Annotated in this window: 7 protein-coding genes; all 7 read right to left on the reverse strand. The window is 39.7% G+C overall.

Going from position 1 to position 19,143, the window contains the following annotated elements:
- Nucleotides 1-1,627: condensation domain-containing protein (locus RIB54_RS14440; protein WP_350101546.1), on the reverse strand; the 1,627-nt coding region annotated here is incomplete at its 3' end.
- A gap of 86 nt (nt 1,628-1,713) precedes the next feature.
- The gene (locus tag RIB54_RS14445) at nt 1,714-2,616 is read right to left on the reverse strand and encodes a glycosyltransferase family 9 protein (protein WP_350101547.1); all 903 of its coding nucleotides are present in this window, start codon (nt 2,614-2,616) and stop codon (nt 1,714-1,716) included.
- A gap of 222 nt (nt 2,617-2,838) precedes the next feature.
- Entirely contained in the window at nt 2,839-10,605 is a 7,767-nt protein-coding gene (locus RIB54_RS14450; protein WP_350101548.1) for a non-ribosomal peptide synthetase, read from the reverse strand.
- Between the two features lie 29 nt (nt 10,606-10,634).
- Nucleotides 10,635-12,260, reverse strand: coding sequence for an MBL fold metallo-hydrolase (locus RIB54_RS14455; RefSeq protein ID WP_350101549.1), 1,626 nt, complete (start codon nt 12,258-12,260; stop codon nt 10,635-10,637).
- Between the two features lie 49 nt (nt 12,261-12,309).
- Nucleotides 12,310-14,850 carry a non-ribosomal peptide synthetase gene (locus RIB54_RS14460; RefSeq protein ID WP_350101550.1) on the reverse strand — a complete coding sequence of 847 codons (2,541 nt, stop codon included), beginning with the start codon at nt 14,848-14,850 and terminating at the stop codon, nt 12,310-12,312.
- Nucleotides 14,851-14,879: 29 nt separating this feature from the next.
- On the reverse strand, nt 14,880-18,044 hold the full coding sequence (locus RIB54_RS14465) for a non-ribosomal peptide synthetase (RefSeq protein ID WP_350101551.1): 3,165 nt from the start codon (nt 18,042-18,044) through the stop codon (nt 14,880-14,882).
- 56 nt (nt 18,045-18,100) lie between these two features.
- The gene (locus tag RIB54_RS14470) at nt 18,101-19,129 is read right to left on the reverse strand and encodes a cupin-like domain-containing protein (protein WP_350101552.1); all 1,029 of its coding nucleotides are present in this window, start codon (nt 19,127-19,129) and stop codon (nt 18,101-18,103) included.
- Nucleotides 19,130-19,143: the final 14 nt, after the last annotated feature.

A 19,143-nucleotide genomic window follows, 5' to 3' on the forward strand; every position in this document is an offset into this window, starting at 1 on the left:
GCTCCTCCAGTGCTGCATAGCTTAGCGATGAACCCCCGCTTACTACTGCTGCACGGTCGGGCGTCTGCGCTACCTGGGACACAAAATAATCCAATATCGTACGACCTGCCGGATAGTCTACAGAAGTAGAATTGAAGGTGTTTAAAAGGTCTTTTTCTTCTTTTAACAGAATGTCTATATCACCAATCCTGGTACTAGAGTTTTCCAGGACACCATCAAGTGTTGCATTAAAATATTGAATGAATTTTTTAATAGTGGTCTTTTCAAAAAGCTCTGTGGAGTAATTAAAATCACAAAACAGTAAATCCTTCTCTTCTCTTACAATTAAACTTAAATCAAACTGAGCCTCCTGCTTCTGCTTATCGATAACCTCCATTGTCAGGTCAGCCAATTCGTTTTCTGTCTTTTCAAAATTTTGAAATACAAATCGGGCATCATACAATGGATTTTTACTAGCACTCCTTTCAATCTTCAGCTCATCCACCAAATCATCATATTGATAATTTTGGTTTTCAAGACATGTAAAGAACTTCTCCTTGAGTTCCTGTAGGTAATCGGCTATTGTTATTTCAGCCTTAGGGAAAGATCTAATGACTAATGAATTGATAAACATTCCAATCGAGTCTTTCAAATCCTTATGGTTTCTACCTGCTACAGGTGTACCGATTGTAACATCTTCATTGTTGCATATCTTACTAAGAAAAATCTTATAAATGGCCAGCGTAAACATGAACACTGTCAGCCCATTGTCTCTAGCTATTTTTTTAAGCAGCTCAAACTTTTGCCCTGTAATTTGAAAATTCAAATTTGCCCCTTCAAAAGATTTAACCGCTGGTCGAGGAAAATCCAAGGGAAGATTGGACACAGGTATAGTCTGAAACTCCTTAATCCAAAAATCTTTTTGATTTTCTAGTAACTCTTGCTGCACATCACTTTGCTGCCACTCAACCACATCTTTGTATTGTACAATCAGTTCAGGCAATGGTTCATTACTGTAGAAATGCATTAAATCCCGCTTAAATACCTCGAGCGAAGTGGCATCGGCAATAATATGATGCATATCCACAAGCATTACATGCTCCACACTTGAAACCTCCCCAATTTTCACTCGTATCAGCGGACCATTCTTAAGGTCAAATGATTGATAGAAGCTTTCGACCATTTCCTCTACTTGAGCCTCATCAATATTCACAATTTCAATAGGAATCTCGATTGACTCCGAAATGATTTGTTTTGGCAGGCCATTGAACATGTCAAAACGGGTACGAAGAATTTCATGTCGATCAACGAGACTTCTTATTGCTTCCGTCAGTTTATCAAGGTCAAGCTCACCTTTAATCCGGATTGCAATTGGCACATTATAAGCCAATGTTTCACTATTAAACTCATGCAAAAAATATAACCTCTTTTGAGCAGATGACAGGTCATAATATTCCCTATCTGGGGCGATAGGTATTGACTTCGCAGCTCTATTTTTTACGAAAGCAAGTAATTCGTCTTTGTTCGATTGTACTTTTTTCAATAGAGCATCCACATTTTGACCATGTGGTATGTCAAGTTTTAGTTTGTCGCCATCTACAGAAACATCAATATTCTGTCGCTGTAGTTCAACTAGTAAATCATTCATAGTTTGACTTGAGTTATTTGAAGACAAAGCCTCCTGGTTCTTATCTTTTACATCAAGGTGGTCAATGGGTAAAGATCACAGCGCCCTTAGATCGTTAGGACGTGGGGTTTGTCCTTATTATATCCTTTCATTTGTTTACTCAATTGCTTTTCGAGTGCAGCTTGAACGCGATCAACTGAAATCGTAGCCATACACTCCTTTCCATAAGGGCATGTCCTATCTCGTAAAATGTCAATACAAGGGGAACACGTGAGCTTTTCATTATGTAAATTGATGTTATTGCTGTACCCCCAATTAGCGGGTGTCGAAGGCCCAAACAATACCACTCCAGGTGCATTAAAAGCGCTAGAAACATTGTTGAAAAAAGACTCCACTGCTATGAAAGAAGATGAATTATTAAGCAATGCCAAGGACTCTCTTATGGATGTTTTCCCCAAAAAACTGATGGCCCCTTTAATCTTGGGTTCATTTTCAAGTCCTACCTGAATGAAATCGATGTGAGGCATTTTTGCAATTAGCTTCTCCCAATTTTCAAACGGCCAATCCTGATTTGATGAGCATGTGGAAGTAATTTGTAATAGTACCGGTATCTTGTATGGCCTTAATGCATCCACCGCCCATTGATTTTCTTTGTCACTCAAAAATACTTGAGCTACAGGATCCTTAATTTTCAACCCTAACATTTCGCCTACTGTTTGCATAGCGTGAATGCCTCGGTAATAGATACTCGGTTTCCAATGCCCATAATTTACATACACAAACTCCTCAGGTTTTAACCGCTTGAGCACATATCCCGCTGGATTTAGAATTGGAGAAATACTTTGTAAAGAATCTATGTGGGGGTTGTGCTCATAAAGTTGTCGATGAAGTTTATTGGCATATACAATCAGTCTGCTTTTGGTATATTTTTCCTTTATTGCCTTAAAGGAAGGTGAGATGATCGCGGCATCCCCTAACCCTCCCCATGTTATAATTCTAATATTTTTCATGATTACTACTTGATTCGTAAAATAGGGATTTTAGCTCCCCTTTAGAAAACTCATATTTTGTTCTTTCTAATGCTAAAAACTGCAGGTAACGATCACTTCTTAGCTTGTACGGTTTTTTCAGCTCTAAATCTATTCGAAGATTGAGCAATTCAAGTCTATCATTGTAAAATTTGACTCTCTGTTCTACTTCATTAAAGTTCATTGATTCTGATTTATTATAATTTAAATTATTACTTCATATTTATCATTTGAGTTATCATTTGACCCATTTGGTAGAGATTCTTTGACCTTATCGATATATTTAGCTTGAGCTGCCAACGTCTCATTTCCAAAAACTTCTCTCAAAGGAATTTCCACGTTGAGGGTTTCGCTTATGGCATTAGCCAACTCTATGGCCTTTAAAGAGTGGCCTCCGAGTTCGAAGAAATTACTACTCTTGCCAATTATATCTCTCTCTATGTTTAGCACTTGAGACCAAATTGAAGTAAGTTCTATTTCAGTACAACTACTGGCCGGCTCATGGTGCTTGTCTTTTTGGACTTTCACATCAGGAAGCGCTTTTTTATCAAGCTTACCATTTGATGTTAATGGAATATGATCGATGACCATATAGTGATTAGGTACCATATACTTAGGGAGTTTGGATGATAAGTATGTTTTTATTTTCGATACCTCACTGGCCTCATCGCGGATATGATTATCTTCTCTGACTTCGGTAAGCTGTTCCTGCGTAATCTTGCCCCCAAGGAAAGCATGAATTACTTCTACATTTTCAGGCAAATTCGCAACACGTTTTACTTCCTCTTGATCGACAATACCTATGGGACAAAATCCGAGCAAATAATCTGTGGATAAGCTCATGAGCGATTGCCCGAAATATCCAGAGAGAAGAGCCCTGTCTCTTAATTCAATGTCGGCTGTTTCTGTCACAACCATAATTCCAATTTTCGATTGCTCGTAGATGATTTCATTCCCGGGAAATAGTTTATTACCCTCCAGAGAAGTACTCAAGTACTGGATATCATTTGAACCAGGATCATAGACATAGAGGCCGGGATCAAAATCTTCAAGGAAGTTTTCTCCAATTATCAAATAAAGTGTATAGTCATGTTTTGGTAAACTAAGATCAACCTGACCTAAGAACTTCGTTAAATCATGAATACTCAAAAGATCCGAACTCTTGTACTCCCTATAGCTCTTTCTCGAAGCATAATTAATCTCATACTCAATTTGCTCGTTGTTGTTAGACCGGGTCTTAGAAAGGTCTTTTTCTTCATCTGGTGAGGCTGTGTCAAGTTTAAAAGATCGGATAAACATATGCTTTTCCGATAAATTGAAAGCGGATGACATAGCAGTAAAATCAGCGGCTGTTTCTTTTATGAACCCGTTACTGGTGTTTAATAACAAATTGCTCATATACCCAGCTTCTTGGTAACAAAATACCTTAGACCTCTTTCCATACAAGGGTTCAATGGCATTGAGATCTGCCACAAGGTGAATGGAAGCTGGCGCTGATTCGATTGCTTGAGTTTTATGCGCACCTATTGAACGAATGAAGCTGAGTCGATGATGAATTGGGTTATAATAGTAGTATCCACAGGGTACTCCTTCAATTAAATCAGTCATTACTGATACATAAACCTGAACAGGATAGAGACTACCGACAGACGGATAATAATATTTAGGTATTATTTGTTGATCATCTTGATAAGGCCGGAAACAATTAAAAATCTCGCCAAAACTTTCGAGGGTTAATGCATTGTTTACTTCAGAGTGGCCTGTACCATAACTGAGTTGAATTACATCATTATTTGGCTTCACCAGTTCGATATCACCCTCATTTGGCTCAATTTTTCGGATGTTATTTTGCTCTAGTTTAAACAAGGTTCTTTGATGGCTATCTGTGATTTTTACCTCATCTTCCTTCTCATATCCAACATGTTCTGAATTGTTTTGATGACTCATGGGCAACAAATACGCCACCAACTCCATTGAATCACCACCTATGGTATTGGTCACAACTGCTGCAGATTTGATCAGGCTATTTTCTTCCAAGGCTGCTTCGATTTCTCCAAGCTCTATTCTATAACCCTGTATCTTCACCTGTGTATCCTCTCTTCCCAGAAATTCGATATTACCATCTGGCATATACCTTCCAAGGTCTCCGGTTTTATATAGTCTTTCTCCCGTGATCTTATTTGTAACAAAGCTCGACTGCGTTTTATGCTCATCCTTCCAATATCCTTTGGCCAAACCTATTCCACCAATGTAAAGGTCTCCAGCAACGTAATTAGGACAGGGCTGGAAGTTAGGTTTTAGGACATGAAATTGTTGGTTGGCAAGTGGCCTTCCATAAGGGATGCTTTTCCAGTTTGTTTTAACTTCATCAATAGGATAGTAGATCGACCAGATCGAAGCTTCAGTAGCTCCACCCAAACTCATAACTCGAGCGCCAGGCATCTGCTTTTTTATTCGATCGGGTAAGGCTATTGGTATCCAGTCTCCACTCATCATTACCAGCCGGATGCTTTCCAGGGTAATGCCTTTCTTTTCTACATGATCTACTAACATTTGCATCAAAGCAGGCACTGTATTCCAAACGCTGATTTTATATTTCTGAATGTAATCGCTCCATGATTCTGGGTCTCGCAATTCATGGGCTTGAGGGATCACCAAAGTACCTCCCAGGCCTAGTATTCCAAAAATATCATAAACAGAAAGGTCAAAACTTAAAGAAGACAATCCCAAAACACTGTCTTCAGGCAAAACTTCAAATCGCTCGTTGATATCTAAAACGGTATTTACCGCCCCCTTGTGATCAATCATCACTCCCTTGGGCATACCTGTAGAGCCAGAAGTGAAAATTACATAGGCCAGATCATCAGGACTCTGAGTGGCCTCTAGAGGTTCCAGCGTTTGTTTCTTATCCTCATCTACTATTATGACATTAATATCAGGGTCAAATCCGTATTTATACGCAATATGAGGAGTAGTCAGCAATGAATTAACCTCACCTTGTTGCAGCAAAAGTTTGATCCGTTCAAAGGGCAAACTGGCATCAACGGGCAGATAAGCAGCGCCTGATATTAAAATTCCGATGGCACTGGGGATCTGCTCCCACCCTTTTTCCGTAACAATTGCCACAAGCTCGTTCTTTTTTACATTTAATTTTACAAGCTCATAAGCGATGGTATTGCTTATGTTGAATACTTCCTGGTATGTTAACGTTTTTTTTGATGAGCGAATGGCGATGGCCTGTGGGTATTTTTCGGCCATATTTAAGAATTGCTGATGCAACAATTCATCCGTTTGAGGTCGACTTACGGCATTGATTTTTTCCCTCTGGTTGGTTTGCACCTCAGGTAATTCAGCTACATCACTAACTTCCCAGTTCTTTTTGTCTGAAGAAAGTGACATGAAAATATTCTCAAAAGCTGCGAACATATCATCAAGCATATCTTTAGGAAACAGCCCATCTATGGTATCCCAATTAATCCAAAGACCATCACTATCCTCGCCTACCTGAAAATCGATCCATACTTGTGGGGTTTGAGAAATGGAGAAACTTCGTTTTTTCTCATCACTTGGCTCTGCAATGTCACCTTTCTGATCATCGGAAAATAAACCCAATGTACTTGTTACCACCACCGGCATAATCACTGTTCTTCCATGCTTGCGCGAAAGCTCTCTCTGAACTTCTACACCACTAAAATGTTTATGCTCAAGATCTGACCACAGCTGCTGTTGGACCTGGGTTAGCATTTCCATGAACAGAAGGGGGTAACTAAAATCAATTTCCAGTAACGTCAGCGTGGTAAAATCCCCAATCAGCTTATTAACATCTTCGTGAAACGGGAGCCTGTTAAACGTGGTCAGGTTTAATGTAAAGTGCGAAGACTTGCTCCAGAGGTTCAGGACTTCGGCAAAACAGGTAATAATTAGAACCGTAGGAGTAATGTTATACTGGGATGCTTTGTCCTTGATCAATTGCCACCGCTGACTATCCACCCGGGTTGAATGGCGTATAAATTTTGGTTTCTCTTCAGGCTGAACAGGTGATAAGAATAACTCTGGTGCCGGAGGGATAGTTTGAATGCGATCCAGCCAATACTTTTTAGATGCCTCATATTGCCGTGATTCTCTAAATTTGATCTCATTGATAACGTAGTCTCTAAAGGATATTTTGATCGGATCAAGCGCTGCTTCAGGAGTTTTATACAATTTTTCGAATTCTGAAAACAAAATAACAGAGCTGGACGCGTCCATTATTAGGGCATCCATGCTATAGTGAATTTTATAGGAACCATCCCTAAATCGGGTTAATCTAATGTCAAATAGTGGCCATTTATCTCCCGAAAATAATTGGTGGGACAATTGATCTCTTAGCTCATAAAATAACACCTCTCCATTCTCAGGTTGAGTAGTAAGGTCAAGTATTTCTATTTTATAATATGGAACCTCTGATAGGATTTGCTGTTGACCAGACTTTGTAACAATCATGCGAAGCATATCATGTCTTTCAATCATGGTGTTGAGCACTTGTTCAAACCGCTCTACATCCAACTCCAGGGCAAAGGATTCTGCATATACATGAGTACCTACATTCCCTAGTTCGAAGTAGTCGTTACGTCCAATCCAGTAGGCCTGCTGCACATCGGTAAGCGGAAATGGCTTATTAATATTTTCTTTGTCCATTACAATCCTGGGCAGAGCGGCCGTCTTATCCGAGGAGGGGATTTCAGAAATTGCTTCTATTGTAGGGTTTTGAAAAAGTAGAGGCAATGTTAAATCTATCTTGAGTTGCTGCTTTATCAGGGTAGTTAGCTTAATAGCATTGATCGAATTACCACCTAATTCAAAAAAGCTTTGATTTATACTAATTTTATTAGAAGGAATGGAAAGCACCTTCGACCAGATATTTACTAGTTCTTCCTGACAGGAGTTGACAGGGCCTTGGTAGTTGTCCAAATCGCTTAGAAATGCTGGAAGTCTTTTCTTATCTAATTTACCGTTGGGCGTGCGGGGCAGTTTTTCCAACTGAACAAATGAAGCAGGAATCATATAGTCGGGTAGTTTAGATCGAAGCTGATGCTGAAGTGCCTTTTTATCTATCCTATCTTTTGATGAGTAATAAGCGATGAGCACCTTTTTATCCATATCTCCATGCACTATTGCAGCTGCATCTGTGATACTATTATGGCCCAAAATTGCATTCTTAATTTCCCCTAACTCTATTCTACAGCCTCTGATCTTTACCTGATCATCAGTCCGGCCAAAGAGTTCTATATCTCCGTTGGGCAACCAACGTGCTAAATCTCCGGTTTTGTAGATAATGGATTTACTATCGCATGGGTCATGAATAAATTTTAAGTTCGTTAAACTATTATTATTGAGATAACCCTTTGAAACTCCCGCGCCTCCTATACATAGTTCACCGGTAGTTCCGATCGGCAACAGCTCATCATTCTCACCTAATATCCTTATTTGGGTATTAGCTATCGGAGTTCCAATGTTTATTTGATGTTCCTGAGTCAACTCTTTTACAGTAGACCAAATAGTTGTCTCTGTTGGCCCATACATATTAAAGATTCTACCTTTAAATACTTTTTTCAATTCTTCTAAAACGCTCAACGGCAAGGCCTCACCACCAACCAAAATGGTCTTTACATCAGCAAGAATATCACCTACATTGCCTAGGGCCAGGAAGGCCATTACCCTAGAAGGAGTAAACTGCATAAGGTCTACACTATGCTCCTGAATTGTTTTAGCCAGTGTCGCTGGGTTTGCTTGTGCTTCTTTCGTACACAACACCACCTCTTTACCCAATGTTAACGGCACAAGTATCTCCAAAAGAGATATATCAAAAGAGATGGTTGTTACAGCGAGGATTCTGTTATTATTATCCAACGGAAGCTTTTCGACCATTGCCCTGGCAAAATTATAGAGGCTCCCATGTGTGATAATAATTCCTTTAGGATTACCGGTTGAGCCAGAACTAAACATGATATAAGCCGTGGAAGACGAGCTTACTTCAAGGCCGGGAAGATCAGAGCTTTGATGTGTATGGAAGCTTTCATAATTGACCACTATTAAATTCTGGTCATTGCCAAACCCATCAACATCTTTTTCACCATCCACAATTAATATTTTTGCTCCACTGGAGCGAACCATATATTGAATTCTTTCTGCAGGGTACTCCGGATCAATGGGTACAAATACATATCCCGCTTTTAGCACGCCCAGAATAGCTGCCACCATTTCTGGCGAACGATCCATCATGATCCCCACTACAGCCTCAGACGGAAAGTCAAAACTTAGTAGGCTTTGGGCAACTTTATTACTTTCATGATCTAAAATCTCGTAAGTCCATGACTCACCATCAAACAGTATGGCAGGAGAATCTGGCATTTTATCGGAGATTTCAGCCATCGTTTTCACAAGATTAGCTTCCTTATAGTCTCTTGAGGTATTATTAAACCCATGAACAAGTTGGCGCACCTCCTTTTCTGGCAACATCAGTATTTGCGAAATGCGTGCTTCCGCGTCTTGCAGCACTTCTAAAACCAGTGAATTGAAATAGGTGATGAACCTTTCTATTGTAGAACGCTTGAAAAGTGACTTCGCATATTCAAAACGAAAGGCCAAGCCGCTATCGACTTCAGCTGCAATGAGGGTTAAATCAAACTTTGCAGGAGTTATATGATCTGATATTTCTGCAGCCGACCGTGCTTCATTTATGGTCAACTCAGGTTCGTCAAAGTTTTTATAGATAAAAAACTCCTCAAACAGAGCGTTTCGGCCGGCATCTCTGGTTATGTTCAGTTCATCTACCAAGGCCTCATACGGATAATTTTGATTCTCAAAACATGCCAGAATATTTCTTTTATTCTCCTTCAGAAACTCCTTGAACGACTGTGTGCCATTCACTTTGGTCCTTATAGCTACAGTATTCATAAATAGCCCTACCATCTTTTCAAGGTCAGCATGTGTTCTTCCAGACACAGGTGTACCCACAACTATATCCGTTTGATTTCCCAAGCGGGCAATAAGAATATTAAAGAGGGATAATAACACCATAAACATGGTAGACTGGTTTTCCCGGGCAAGCAGTTTTAGTCTGTCATAAGTGTTTCCCGTTATCTCAAAATCGACAAATGCACCCTCATAATCTTTTACTGCAGGTCGGGTATAGTCAGTTGGTAATTCTAGTAGGGGTAACTCTCCAGAGAAATAGTTTTTCCAAAAGCCTTTTTGGCTTTTTTGTTTTGGATTTTTCAACTGATCGTTTAGCCAATACACATAATCTCTATACTGCAATGCTGGTTCTGGTAGAGATAGGCCTGCTGCCAACTGCTGAAACTCCCGGATCAATATACTCTTTGAGATTCCATCTGTTATGATGTGATGCATATCGATCATTAGAATTGTTTCTTCTGAAGATAATTCTAAACACCCTACCCGGAGTAATCCGGGGTTTGAGAGATCGAATGGTTGTACAAATCTTTCAAAAACCTCCGTTATATCTTCACTGGCTGTTTTGAGCTCTTGAATTTCAAAACTTATTTTATCGTTCACTTTTTGATAGATTTCTCCATCAATTTCGTGGAATGAAGTGCGCAGTATTTCATGTCTCTCAATAAGTAACCGGAAGGTACTGGCAATCTCACCTCTATCAACCCTTCCTTTCAAGGTGATACATTCAGGCATATTATATGCTACTGAATTTCTATCAAACTGATTTAGAAAAAAGAACCTCTTTTGGCCTGGAGTTAAAGGTATGTACTCTTCTTTATCGGCTTTTTTAACCGCACTATTTTTCACCTCACGATGCAAGGTCTTTAGGTAAGTGGTCAAATGTTCTTTGTTTGTGGATATCTCTTCCAGCAACTCATCATTTATTTCACTCTTATCTCCGTGCACCTTTAACTTGCCCTCTGAAAGGCTCAGTTTAATGTTAGATTGCCTAAGTTTTGTTATTAGTGAGTTCATGACTATCTGATAAACGTTGGGGGTTTCAATTAAAAAGTAGTGGAAGCATGTTCCTCAATGGGATTATTCTTTCCCATTAATATTTCCTTTTCGCCAAACAAGCGTTCTGCTGTAATACACAAATCTTTACAAACTGAGATGAGTTTATTTGAAGCAATAATAGGATTAGAATCTTCAGTATATTTAACAGCCATAACATGATTTAGCCAGGGCTCCTGTCCCATAGCGTAGATATACACTTCATCACAATTAAAACATTCTACCATATTCATTCCTCGCTCGTAGTTAGACCCGGCAAGTCTGCGTGACTGATCCATATCCCAAGGCAACCGTTGACTAAGCAGTGGACCGTAAAGCCAGCTGAGGGGTGCTCCATCGCATTCCATTCCTAAAAAAAGGACGTCCAGGTCTCCGATTACCTTTTGCACATGCTCATAGAGTTTAGGCTCAAGATTGCATGAGTCTGCTGCCAGCATCAATTTCTTATCGTTGATCTCGATCAACCAGGCGGCTTTGGTCCTTATATTGAGATCGGCATGCTCTCCAAAGAAAGGAATAGAGGTGATTTTTACCTTTTTTTCTGTTACCTCTTCCATTTCGTCTAACTCTATTACATTCTTGAATTTCAATTTCTGAAGTACCAGTTTCAGAGATGGGTCCTGCAACGCCCCGTCACCGTTTCTCGGTACTACTACATTTTTCACTTTATGACGAATTTGCAGTAATGTTTCAATGAGAATATGATCTTGGTGATTATGGGTTATAATTACATAATCAATTGCATCAGGGAGATCTTGATATGTGTATCTAGATATGTCACTTTCATAAGTGTAACTTAACACCGGATCAAACAACAATGTGAGATCTTTAGATTCAACCAAAATACAGGCATGGCCAAAATACCTCCACCGAATACCATCACCGTTGTATTTGTTATATGAGGGTGGTGGCTCACTCGTAAAGAATTGATCAAAAAGACTGTTTTCCTGATCGATACCTAAAAGCTCTTTTATCTCGGATACACTACCGGGTGTGTTTTTCATCTGAAACAGACGATCAATGGCCTCACTTTCAAATGGCATCCTCACTTCAAGACTCTTCTCATCCTGAAGTCTTGGTGTACTCATTACAAAATGGCGATGATCTTTATTGATCAATGACAGCATAAGGCTCTGACTTTCTGTATTATAATATTCGCTTTGGTAGAGAAGTGGTTCTATTAGGCGATAGGAAGGCTGACTATTGAGATCATACACCAACTCAACATAGCCTTTAAGGCGTTCGGGCACCTCTGCATATAGTGTTTCCAGGGAATACCCTTTTGCTTTCTCCAGCAATAGCTGATCAAACCTTTTTAGATCTTCGGCCATTTCGATCATATTAGACCTAGACTTTACTGTATGATCATAAAGCTTTTTTATCTCATCCACCTTACGGACTTTATAATCGATATACGGCCCCCCTAGCATTTTCGGATCTTTAGCAGCTGATTCATGGACCTCCGGTAGCTCCATATAGGATTTCATAATTTCCAGATGCCTGTTAACAATATTCATGGCAGCTGTAGCCGGTGATATAAGGTGTGACCAGGCGTACCAATTATCGATTAGAGGTTCTATTACAACATTGGCTTTTAGGTACATTAGTTTTTCCATTTTTTATGAAGATTTTCGTATTAAAATTTTAGGGTAACCGTCTAGTAGATCAGTCGATAGTTATTCCCTGATCTCTGGTAGACCGGTCGTCCTGTGATTGACTGAGGTAGAGTGAGTTTTCAATAAATTCGGCTAACTTCTGGATTGTACTCATTTCAAAAATTTGGCCCAGTTGAACGTTAACCTCAAATTTTTTCTGAATGTGATTAACAAGAATGGCAGCACTTAGCGAGTGGCCTCCTAGCTCAAAGAAGGTTTGGTTTACACTTATTTTATTGCTTTCCAGGTGAAGGATATCTGCCCAAATCGCTGCCAGTTGCTTCTCTACCGAAGACTCAGGCGGGACAAATGAGTGTTCATCTTCTTTTTGGATGGTCAAAAGAGCCTTTTTATCAATTTTAGAATTAATTGTAAGCGGATAGTCCGGCACCTGTAAAAGCGATGATGGTCGCATATACTCAGGTAACCTGTGCTTAAAAAATTCATTTAAATCATCAGCTGATATTTTTGATTCAGCTCTATAAAAGGCCTTTATTTTATGGTCATCCAATAAAACTACGGCATCTATTATTCCATCATGCGCCTGAAGGTGCGCTTCTATCTCACTTAGCTCAACTCGGTAGCCACGTATTTTTACCTGATTGTCTTTTCTGCCGATGTAATCAATATCTCCACCTGTGGTCCAACGGGCCAGATCACCTGTGCAATACATGGTCTTTCCTTGTTCGAAAGGATTGGGTACAAATTTTTCTGCAGTTAGCGCAGGGTTGTTAAAATATCCTTTTGCAAGCCCTGCCCCTGATACGCAAATTTCACCAGTTATCCCGGCGGGCAAAACTGTATTTGATTCCCCCAGAATATACACTTTAGTATTCCATATGGGCCTGCCTATAATTGAGCTGTTGGCCTCTGACATTTGAGGGTAGTGTGCCACACCAATCGAGGCTTCTGTGGGGCCGTATTCATTAGACAATTCAATAGTATTCCCCAGATACTTTCTGCTTTTTCTCACTAGCTCGCTATTCGATTTTTCGCCCGCCAATACAATCAACCTTAGTGAATTTGGCACATCCTTCATCCCATCTAAAACCAAATCGTAAAGTGTTGGAGTTAGCACCGCATTGGTTACACCCGCTGTGCAAATAGCTTTTATAATTTGATCACCATCTAGCTTATTTTCTTCCGACACTAGAACAAGTCTGCCTCCCGACAATAAGGATGCAAATAAATTAGACCCAAAGCCATCAAACTGAAATGACAACAATTGAAGAGTCACATCATCTTTGGTAAATTGATAATTGGAAATCCGCCACTTGATAAAGTTGACCACACCCTTGTGAGTAATCTCAACCCCTTTCGGTTTCCCTTCGGTACCGGAAGTATAGATTACATAGATGGTGTCATCTGGGCATATCTCAATAGGTGCAAAGTGCTTTTCTCCCCAAGCAGCTTCATCCAGAATACAGGATGTTATATGTTCTCTTAACGGGCCAACGTTGGGGTGATCGGCTATTTCATTTTGGATCAACAAAATGGCTATCTCAGCATCCTTAAGAATAAACCTATTGCGCTCCGCAGGGGATGCCGATGACAACGGCACATAAGCACACCCCAATTTCATTGTAGCAACAATTGCTACTATCATTTCAACCGAGTTATTGGCAATTAAACCAATTCGCTCTGCTTGTTGAGGAGAATACTTGTCACTGATTATAGCCGCCAAGGCATTGGCCTTTCGGCTTAACTCACCATATGTCACTCTCCTTTCCTCAAATACTAATGCCTCCTCTTGTGGATTCCTCCTGGCCTGGTCTTCAAACAAGGAAAGAATTGTATCCTGCCCCAATGGTGATGCTGTAGCATTCCAACTGTGTACAATTCTGTTATGATTAGCTTCAGACAACACAGGAATTTCTTCAATAGTGAGTTCTTTTTGATCGAGCAAGTTGTGTAAAAGCTGCAAATAAGAACCGCCAATAGCCGTTATATACTCTTTTTGATAATTTGAAGAATCATAAATGATCTTTAAGGACAAACCACTCTTTGTATTCAGGTCAAATTCAATAGTTGTTTTGGATGCGTTAGTCCCGTTATTTAGAGATAGTTCTGCTTCGATACAACTGTCTGCAGACAGAAGGGAATAGGTTTTTTCCAAAGGAAAATCGGCATATGACAAATCATTGATATATGCTTCCTTGGCTCGTTTTAGATGCTCTTGAAAGCTCAAATTCGGGTCAACAGCGCTTCTAAAAACAAATCTCCGTTTTTCATTTTCTTCGCTGTTTTCTCCCGGAGCCGAAGTCACTATCCCCAAGTCGGCAATACCGTATAATTTCCAAACTAAGATAGAAAAAGTAGAGAGCAACACTATATGCTGGGCATTTGTACTTTGAGCCAAATCATTAAGCTTATCACTTGTTAATTGACTACCCTGTAGTATCTCAGTACATCTACCAGCCTTCTCGGTGTTATCTATCCTATTTTCGAAGTAAGGGATACATTCCAGACCGTTAAGTCTTTTTTTCCAGTATTTATGACAGATCATTTTCCGATTGGAAGTATTGGATTTCAGGTCTGTTGGTAAAGACATATTAAAATCTATTTTTGTAATGGGGTTGATTAAAAGTTAAAATTGATATCACTGTGCAGGGAGGAGTCTTTGGTGACTTCCGTCAAACCTTCGATCGGCTGGTCCATGTTATCAGCCACTTTTCTGATCAGTTTTCTAAAAAGATTTACAAAGAAGTCAATGTCCTGTTCCTCAAATAAAACGGTGGAGTACTCAAACCTCAACAAAATCCTTTTGTATTCGTCCACCGTATGGAAAATTAAGGGCAACTTTGCTGGAACAACCTCCGCATCAATTCTTATAAACTCAATATTATCTGGTTGGGTAAGCGGATGCTCGGTTTGAAACACAAAACCAACATCAAAAAGACTTTCGCTAGTCATGAGTTTGCGGCTTTGCAAATGCTTTATCACATCAGTCATCACGTAAAACTGATGGCTATTTACCTTTGAAATATAATTGTTCAGTTCCTTGGCAAAATCTCGAAAAGAGTGCTTTGGTACAATTTGGTATTTGACAGGGAGTGACTTAGCAAACATTCCCACAATTTCATTTACCCCTTCGATGAGTCTTCCGCTCGAAACTGTACCTACTACAATTTCTTCTTGCCCGCTGATTTCAGCTAGAAATAAATAATAAAGTGCTAACAAGGTTGAGTTATAGGAAACGCCATCCTCCTCCAGGCTAGACAAAACTGCTCTTATGATGTCGTTGTCTACTTCAAAAAACCGATCTGCAGCATCTCCAAGACCTGCATAAGATTCCTTTTTTTCAATGGGAAAATGAAATTTAGGTATGCCCTTTTCGAAGCTCTTTAACCAAAACTCCCGGCTGTTTAAGTAGTCCTGAGAATTTCTAAATTTAAATTCCCATTCAGCATAATCCTTATACGTTAAGTTTATTGGTGGCTGCGGCTGGCCGCGGTATATGTTTAGAAAATCGATCAGAAGTTTCCTTGATGAGAGCCCATCACAAACCATATGATGAACATCAAAGGCAATTACATTTTTTCCATCTTGTGTTTGGATGATCCCACATCTAAAAATTGGAGCTTTTTGTAGATCAAAAGGCCGCACAAATTGAGTTATTGCTGCTTTTAGTGGCTCTTTAGTTCTTATTAATTCCACCTCAAAATCCACAGAATCTCTGATGATCTGATAGGGCGCATCCGAAAGAACTTTTATTTCTGTTCGCAGGCTTTCATGTCGCTGGATCAGCTGTGCTACGGTGTTTTCAATTTTCTCAATATTCAAATCACCTACAATCTCCCATACCATGGGCATATTATAGGAGGTGCCTTTTTCATCTAGTTGATAATTGTAGAACATGGATTCCTGCGCTGAGGATAAATGATAGCGCGTTTTTTCCTCTGCCTTAGTAATTTGAAAGACATTTTGGTGATCATTCTGCTGGATGAATTCGGACTGTTTCTTTATCGTATTATTAGCAAATAGCTCATAAAGGGATATACGCACACCAAACTCATTAAATATTTTGGTGATAAGTCGCATGGTAGCGATGGAGTTGCCGCCAATTCGGTGAAAGACATCAGCTGTGGAAATGGCCTTGTCGCCAAGAATATCTTTCCAGATCTTTAACAATCTCTTTTCAGTATCATTATCCGGAGGGACAACCGCACCTTTTGTCAGCAGCTTTTTCAACTGAGTGAAGTCAACCTTACCATTACTCAACAGAGGAATACGCTCGATTTCAACCACCTGGGTGGGGATCATGTATTCCGGCACATAAGCAGATAGCTGTGATGTTACATATTCTGGAATATCAATATCCGTTGGAGTATTGGGGGATTTAACAACAAAACCTATTAGGAAATGAGTTTCCAGGCTGTTTGTCTGTAATGGGGCATCACCAGCTTGATCAGGTGACACATCTGTACTTACAATTACAGCCGTTTGATAAACGTGTTCAAGTTTGGATATGTTGGTTTCAACGTCATCGAGTTCAATTCTGATTCCGTTGATTTTCACTTGTCGGTCTTCCCTGCCTAACAGTTCTACATGGCCGTTAGACAGGGTTCGGCCATAATCGCCAGTTCTATACGCATTGTAGGGACTTCCCGGATGGTCTTCAAGTCTCAGAAATTTATCGTTATCAGATTCCTGGCCATTGATATATCCGTTTGAGATATATTCAGAAATAACAAGTATTTCTCCCGGGACCAGTAGGGCGTTAGGTTTCATATGTTCATCAACAACTCTCAGCTCTGTATCATCTATCGAATCTCCGATAGGAATTTTATCGAGATTACTGTCCTCGGGTCTGATTTTATAGCATGTTCTGATCATGGTAGTCTCTGTCGCCCCATAAAGATTGACTAGCTGGATGCGATCATTGAAAATCGAATACCAATTTGACAAAGAAGGGGGCAAAATCTTCTCCCCGGAGAGCAGTATATATTTTAATGATTTAAACATTGCAGAAGACAGTTTGCCACCTGAAATGACATTAAATAAACTCGGAACACAGTGTATAAGATTAATTTGGCATTCATCAATCCATTGTTGAATCTTCTCTGATGTAAAAAAGTCAGAGTCATCGGAAGGGATGCAAACAGTTCCCCCTACTAGCAGAGGCACAAAGATATCACGTAGGAAGGCATCAAAGTAGGGGCTGATGAACTGGCTAACTCTAAGGTTGTTGTCTAAATTAAATGTTCTAATCTCCCACTCCAGAAAATGGAGCAAGCTTTTATTTTTGCCAAGTATACCTTTTGGTTTTCCTGTAGAACCTGAGGTAAAATATACGTAAACAGTATCGTTTTCATCGAAAGAGACATCAGGTGCTGCATCTTCATGATCGTTCTCCTTATCCACTGCATGTTCATAGATTAATTTCGGAACGTCAGGAAGTTCTTGTCCTACCTCACGGATAATGTCATCTGATGTAATTAACAGCTTAGGCTTAACGTCATTAAGCATATCGTTTAATCTCCCCAAGGGGCTCGAGGGATCCAAGAGCACAAATATCCCCCCCGATCTCAGGACACCGATAATTGAAGATACAATAGTTACACGATCTTTCAACATAATCCCGATCATGGGATTTGACGCTGCTATTCTCTTATTTATTTGCTTTGACAGTGTTTTAGACCTCTCATCTAGTTGGGCATATGTAACAGTGCCTGCTCCATAATCGATAGCTATTCTGGTTTTATGATCGCACAGACTTTTTAATAGTTTATCCTGAAATATCATGACATATTGATTTAAAATATATTTTATCTTATCTCTAGAAAAGTGGGTAACGGGTATTAAACATTCGAGGGCACTGGCGCACCAAATTCTTCCAGCAGACTGGCCATTGGCAGATTGCGATTTTTTGTTGCTATTTCCATAAGTGAACTTCCCGGAGAAATCACCTGACTAATGGAATTAGGGTCAGTTCCAAGCAATAAAAATGCTCTTGCTACATTTAAATAACCTTTATGAACGGCCTTTACAATCAAATATTCACCCGTATGATCTTTATGCTGAATGCTCAACCCTTTTTCCAAGAAAACCTGAATATACTGGCACAAATGCTCCGTACTTAAGGCCTCCAGGTTCACTCCTTCAATAAGGTCGAAACGTTCCCACCAGTAGTTTAGACTTATGGACAGATCCAAAGACCTCACCAGATGCCACCAGCCGGGAGCAATGTATAATAAATCTCCAGGCTCGACCAAACAATCATATGGTGTAGCCTTACTTGCTAATGGGTATGATTTTGTGTCCAGGTTATCGTAATCTATTTTACTTATATGGGTATCTTGGAACGTTTCATTTGGATAGAGATACTTTTTATCATCTGGTGAGAAAAAGGTAATTCTCTTTCGCCCCGTCAACTGTGAGAAAAAATTATGGCTATGATCATAATGAAGCTGAAAAACGCAGCCCGCTCCTCCTATCCAAAGCTTTGGCGCATTCAAGTGGTCCTCATCAGTATTTAAATGGCTGACCTGAACATCAGGCATTAACTCCGGGAAATTTTCGGTTAACGAGGTTTGTGTAAGATAAAAGGATCTGCCGAACTTACTGTCCATTACTTTGTCTACCGCATCGGCAAAGCTCATTTGCTTTTTGGTAACATTTCCTTTATCAGAATAGTCGTAAACCCCACTCATATTGCTGCTCACAACAACTGTTTTTGAGCCTAGAATATCGGATAAAAAGTCCAGGGTCCACTTTTTGTAATATGATGTTTCTCTTATCCCTCCCTTTAACAGGAATGGCTTTTTATTGTAATAGTCTGAATTAAATTCCTCCTTGGTAATGTGTTTCAGGTTGTCAATAGTTTTCATCGCGTAATGTATTT

Source organism: Fulvivirga sp. (assembly GCF_040218215.1).
Taxonomy (GTDB): Bacteria; Bacteroidota; Bacteroidia; order Cytophagales; family Cyclobacteriaceae; genus Fulvivirga.

Coding starts and splice junctions, on each gene's coding strand:
- RIB54_RS14445 (WP_350101547.1), bottom strand. CDS start 2,616: ATGAAAAATATTAGAATTATAACATGGGGAGGGTTAGGGGATGCCGCG.
- RIB54_RS14450 (WP_350101548.1), bottom strand. CDS start 10,605: ATGAACTCACTAATAACAAAACTTAGGCAATCTAACATTAAACTGAGC.
- RIB54_RS14455 (WP_350101549.1), bottom strand. CDS start 12,260: ATGGAAAAACTAATGTACCTAAAAGCCAATGTTGTAATAGAACCTCTA.
- RIB54_RS14460 (WP_350101550.1), bottom strand. CDS start 14,850: ATGTCTTTACCAACAGACCTGAAATCCAATACTTCCAATCGGAAAATG.
- RIB54_RS14465 (WP_350101551.1), bottom strand. CDS start 18,044: ATGATATTTCAGGATAAACTATTAAAAAGTCTGTGCGATCATAAAACC.
- RIB54_RS14470 (WP_350101552.1), bottom strand. CDS start 19,129: ATGAAAACTATTGACAACCTGAAACACATTACCAAGGAGGAATTTAAT.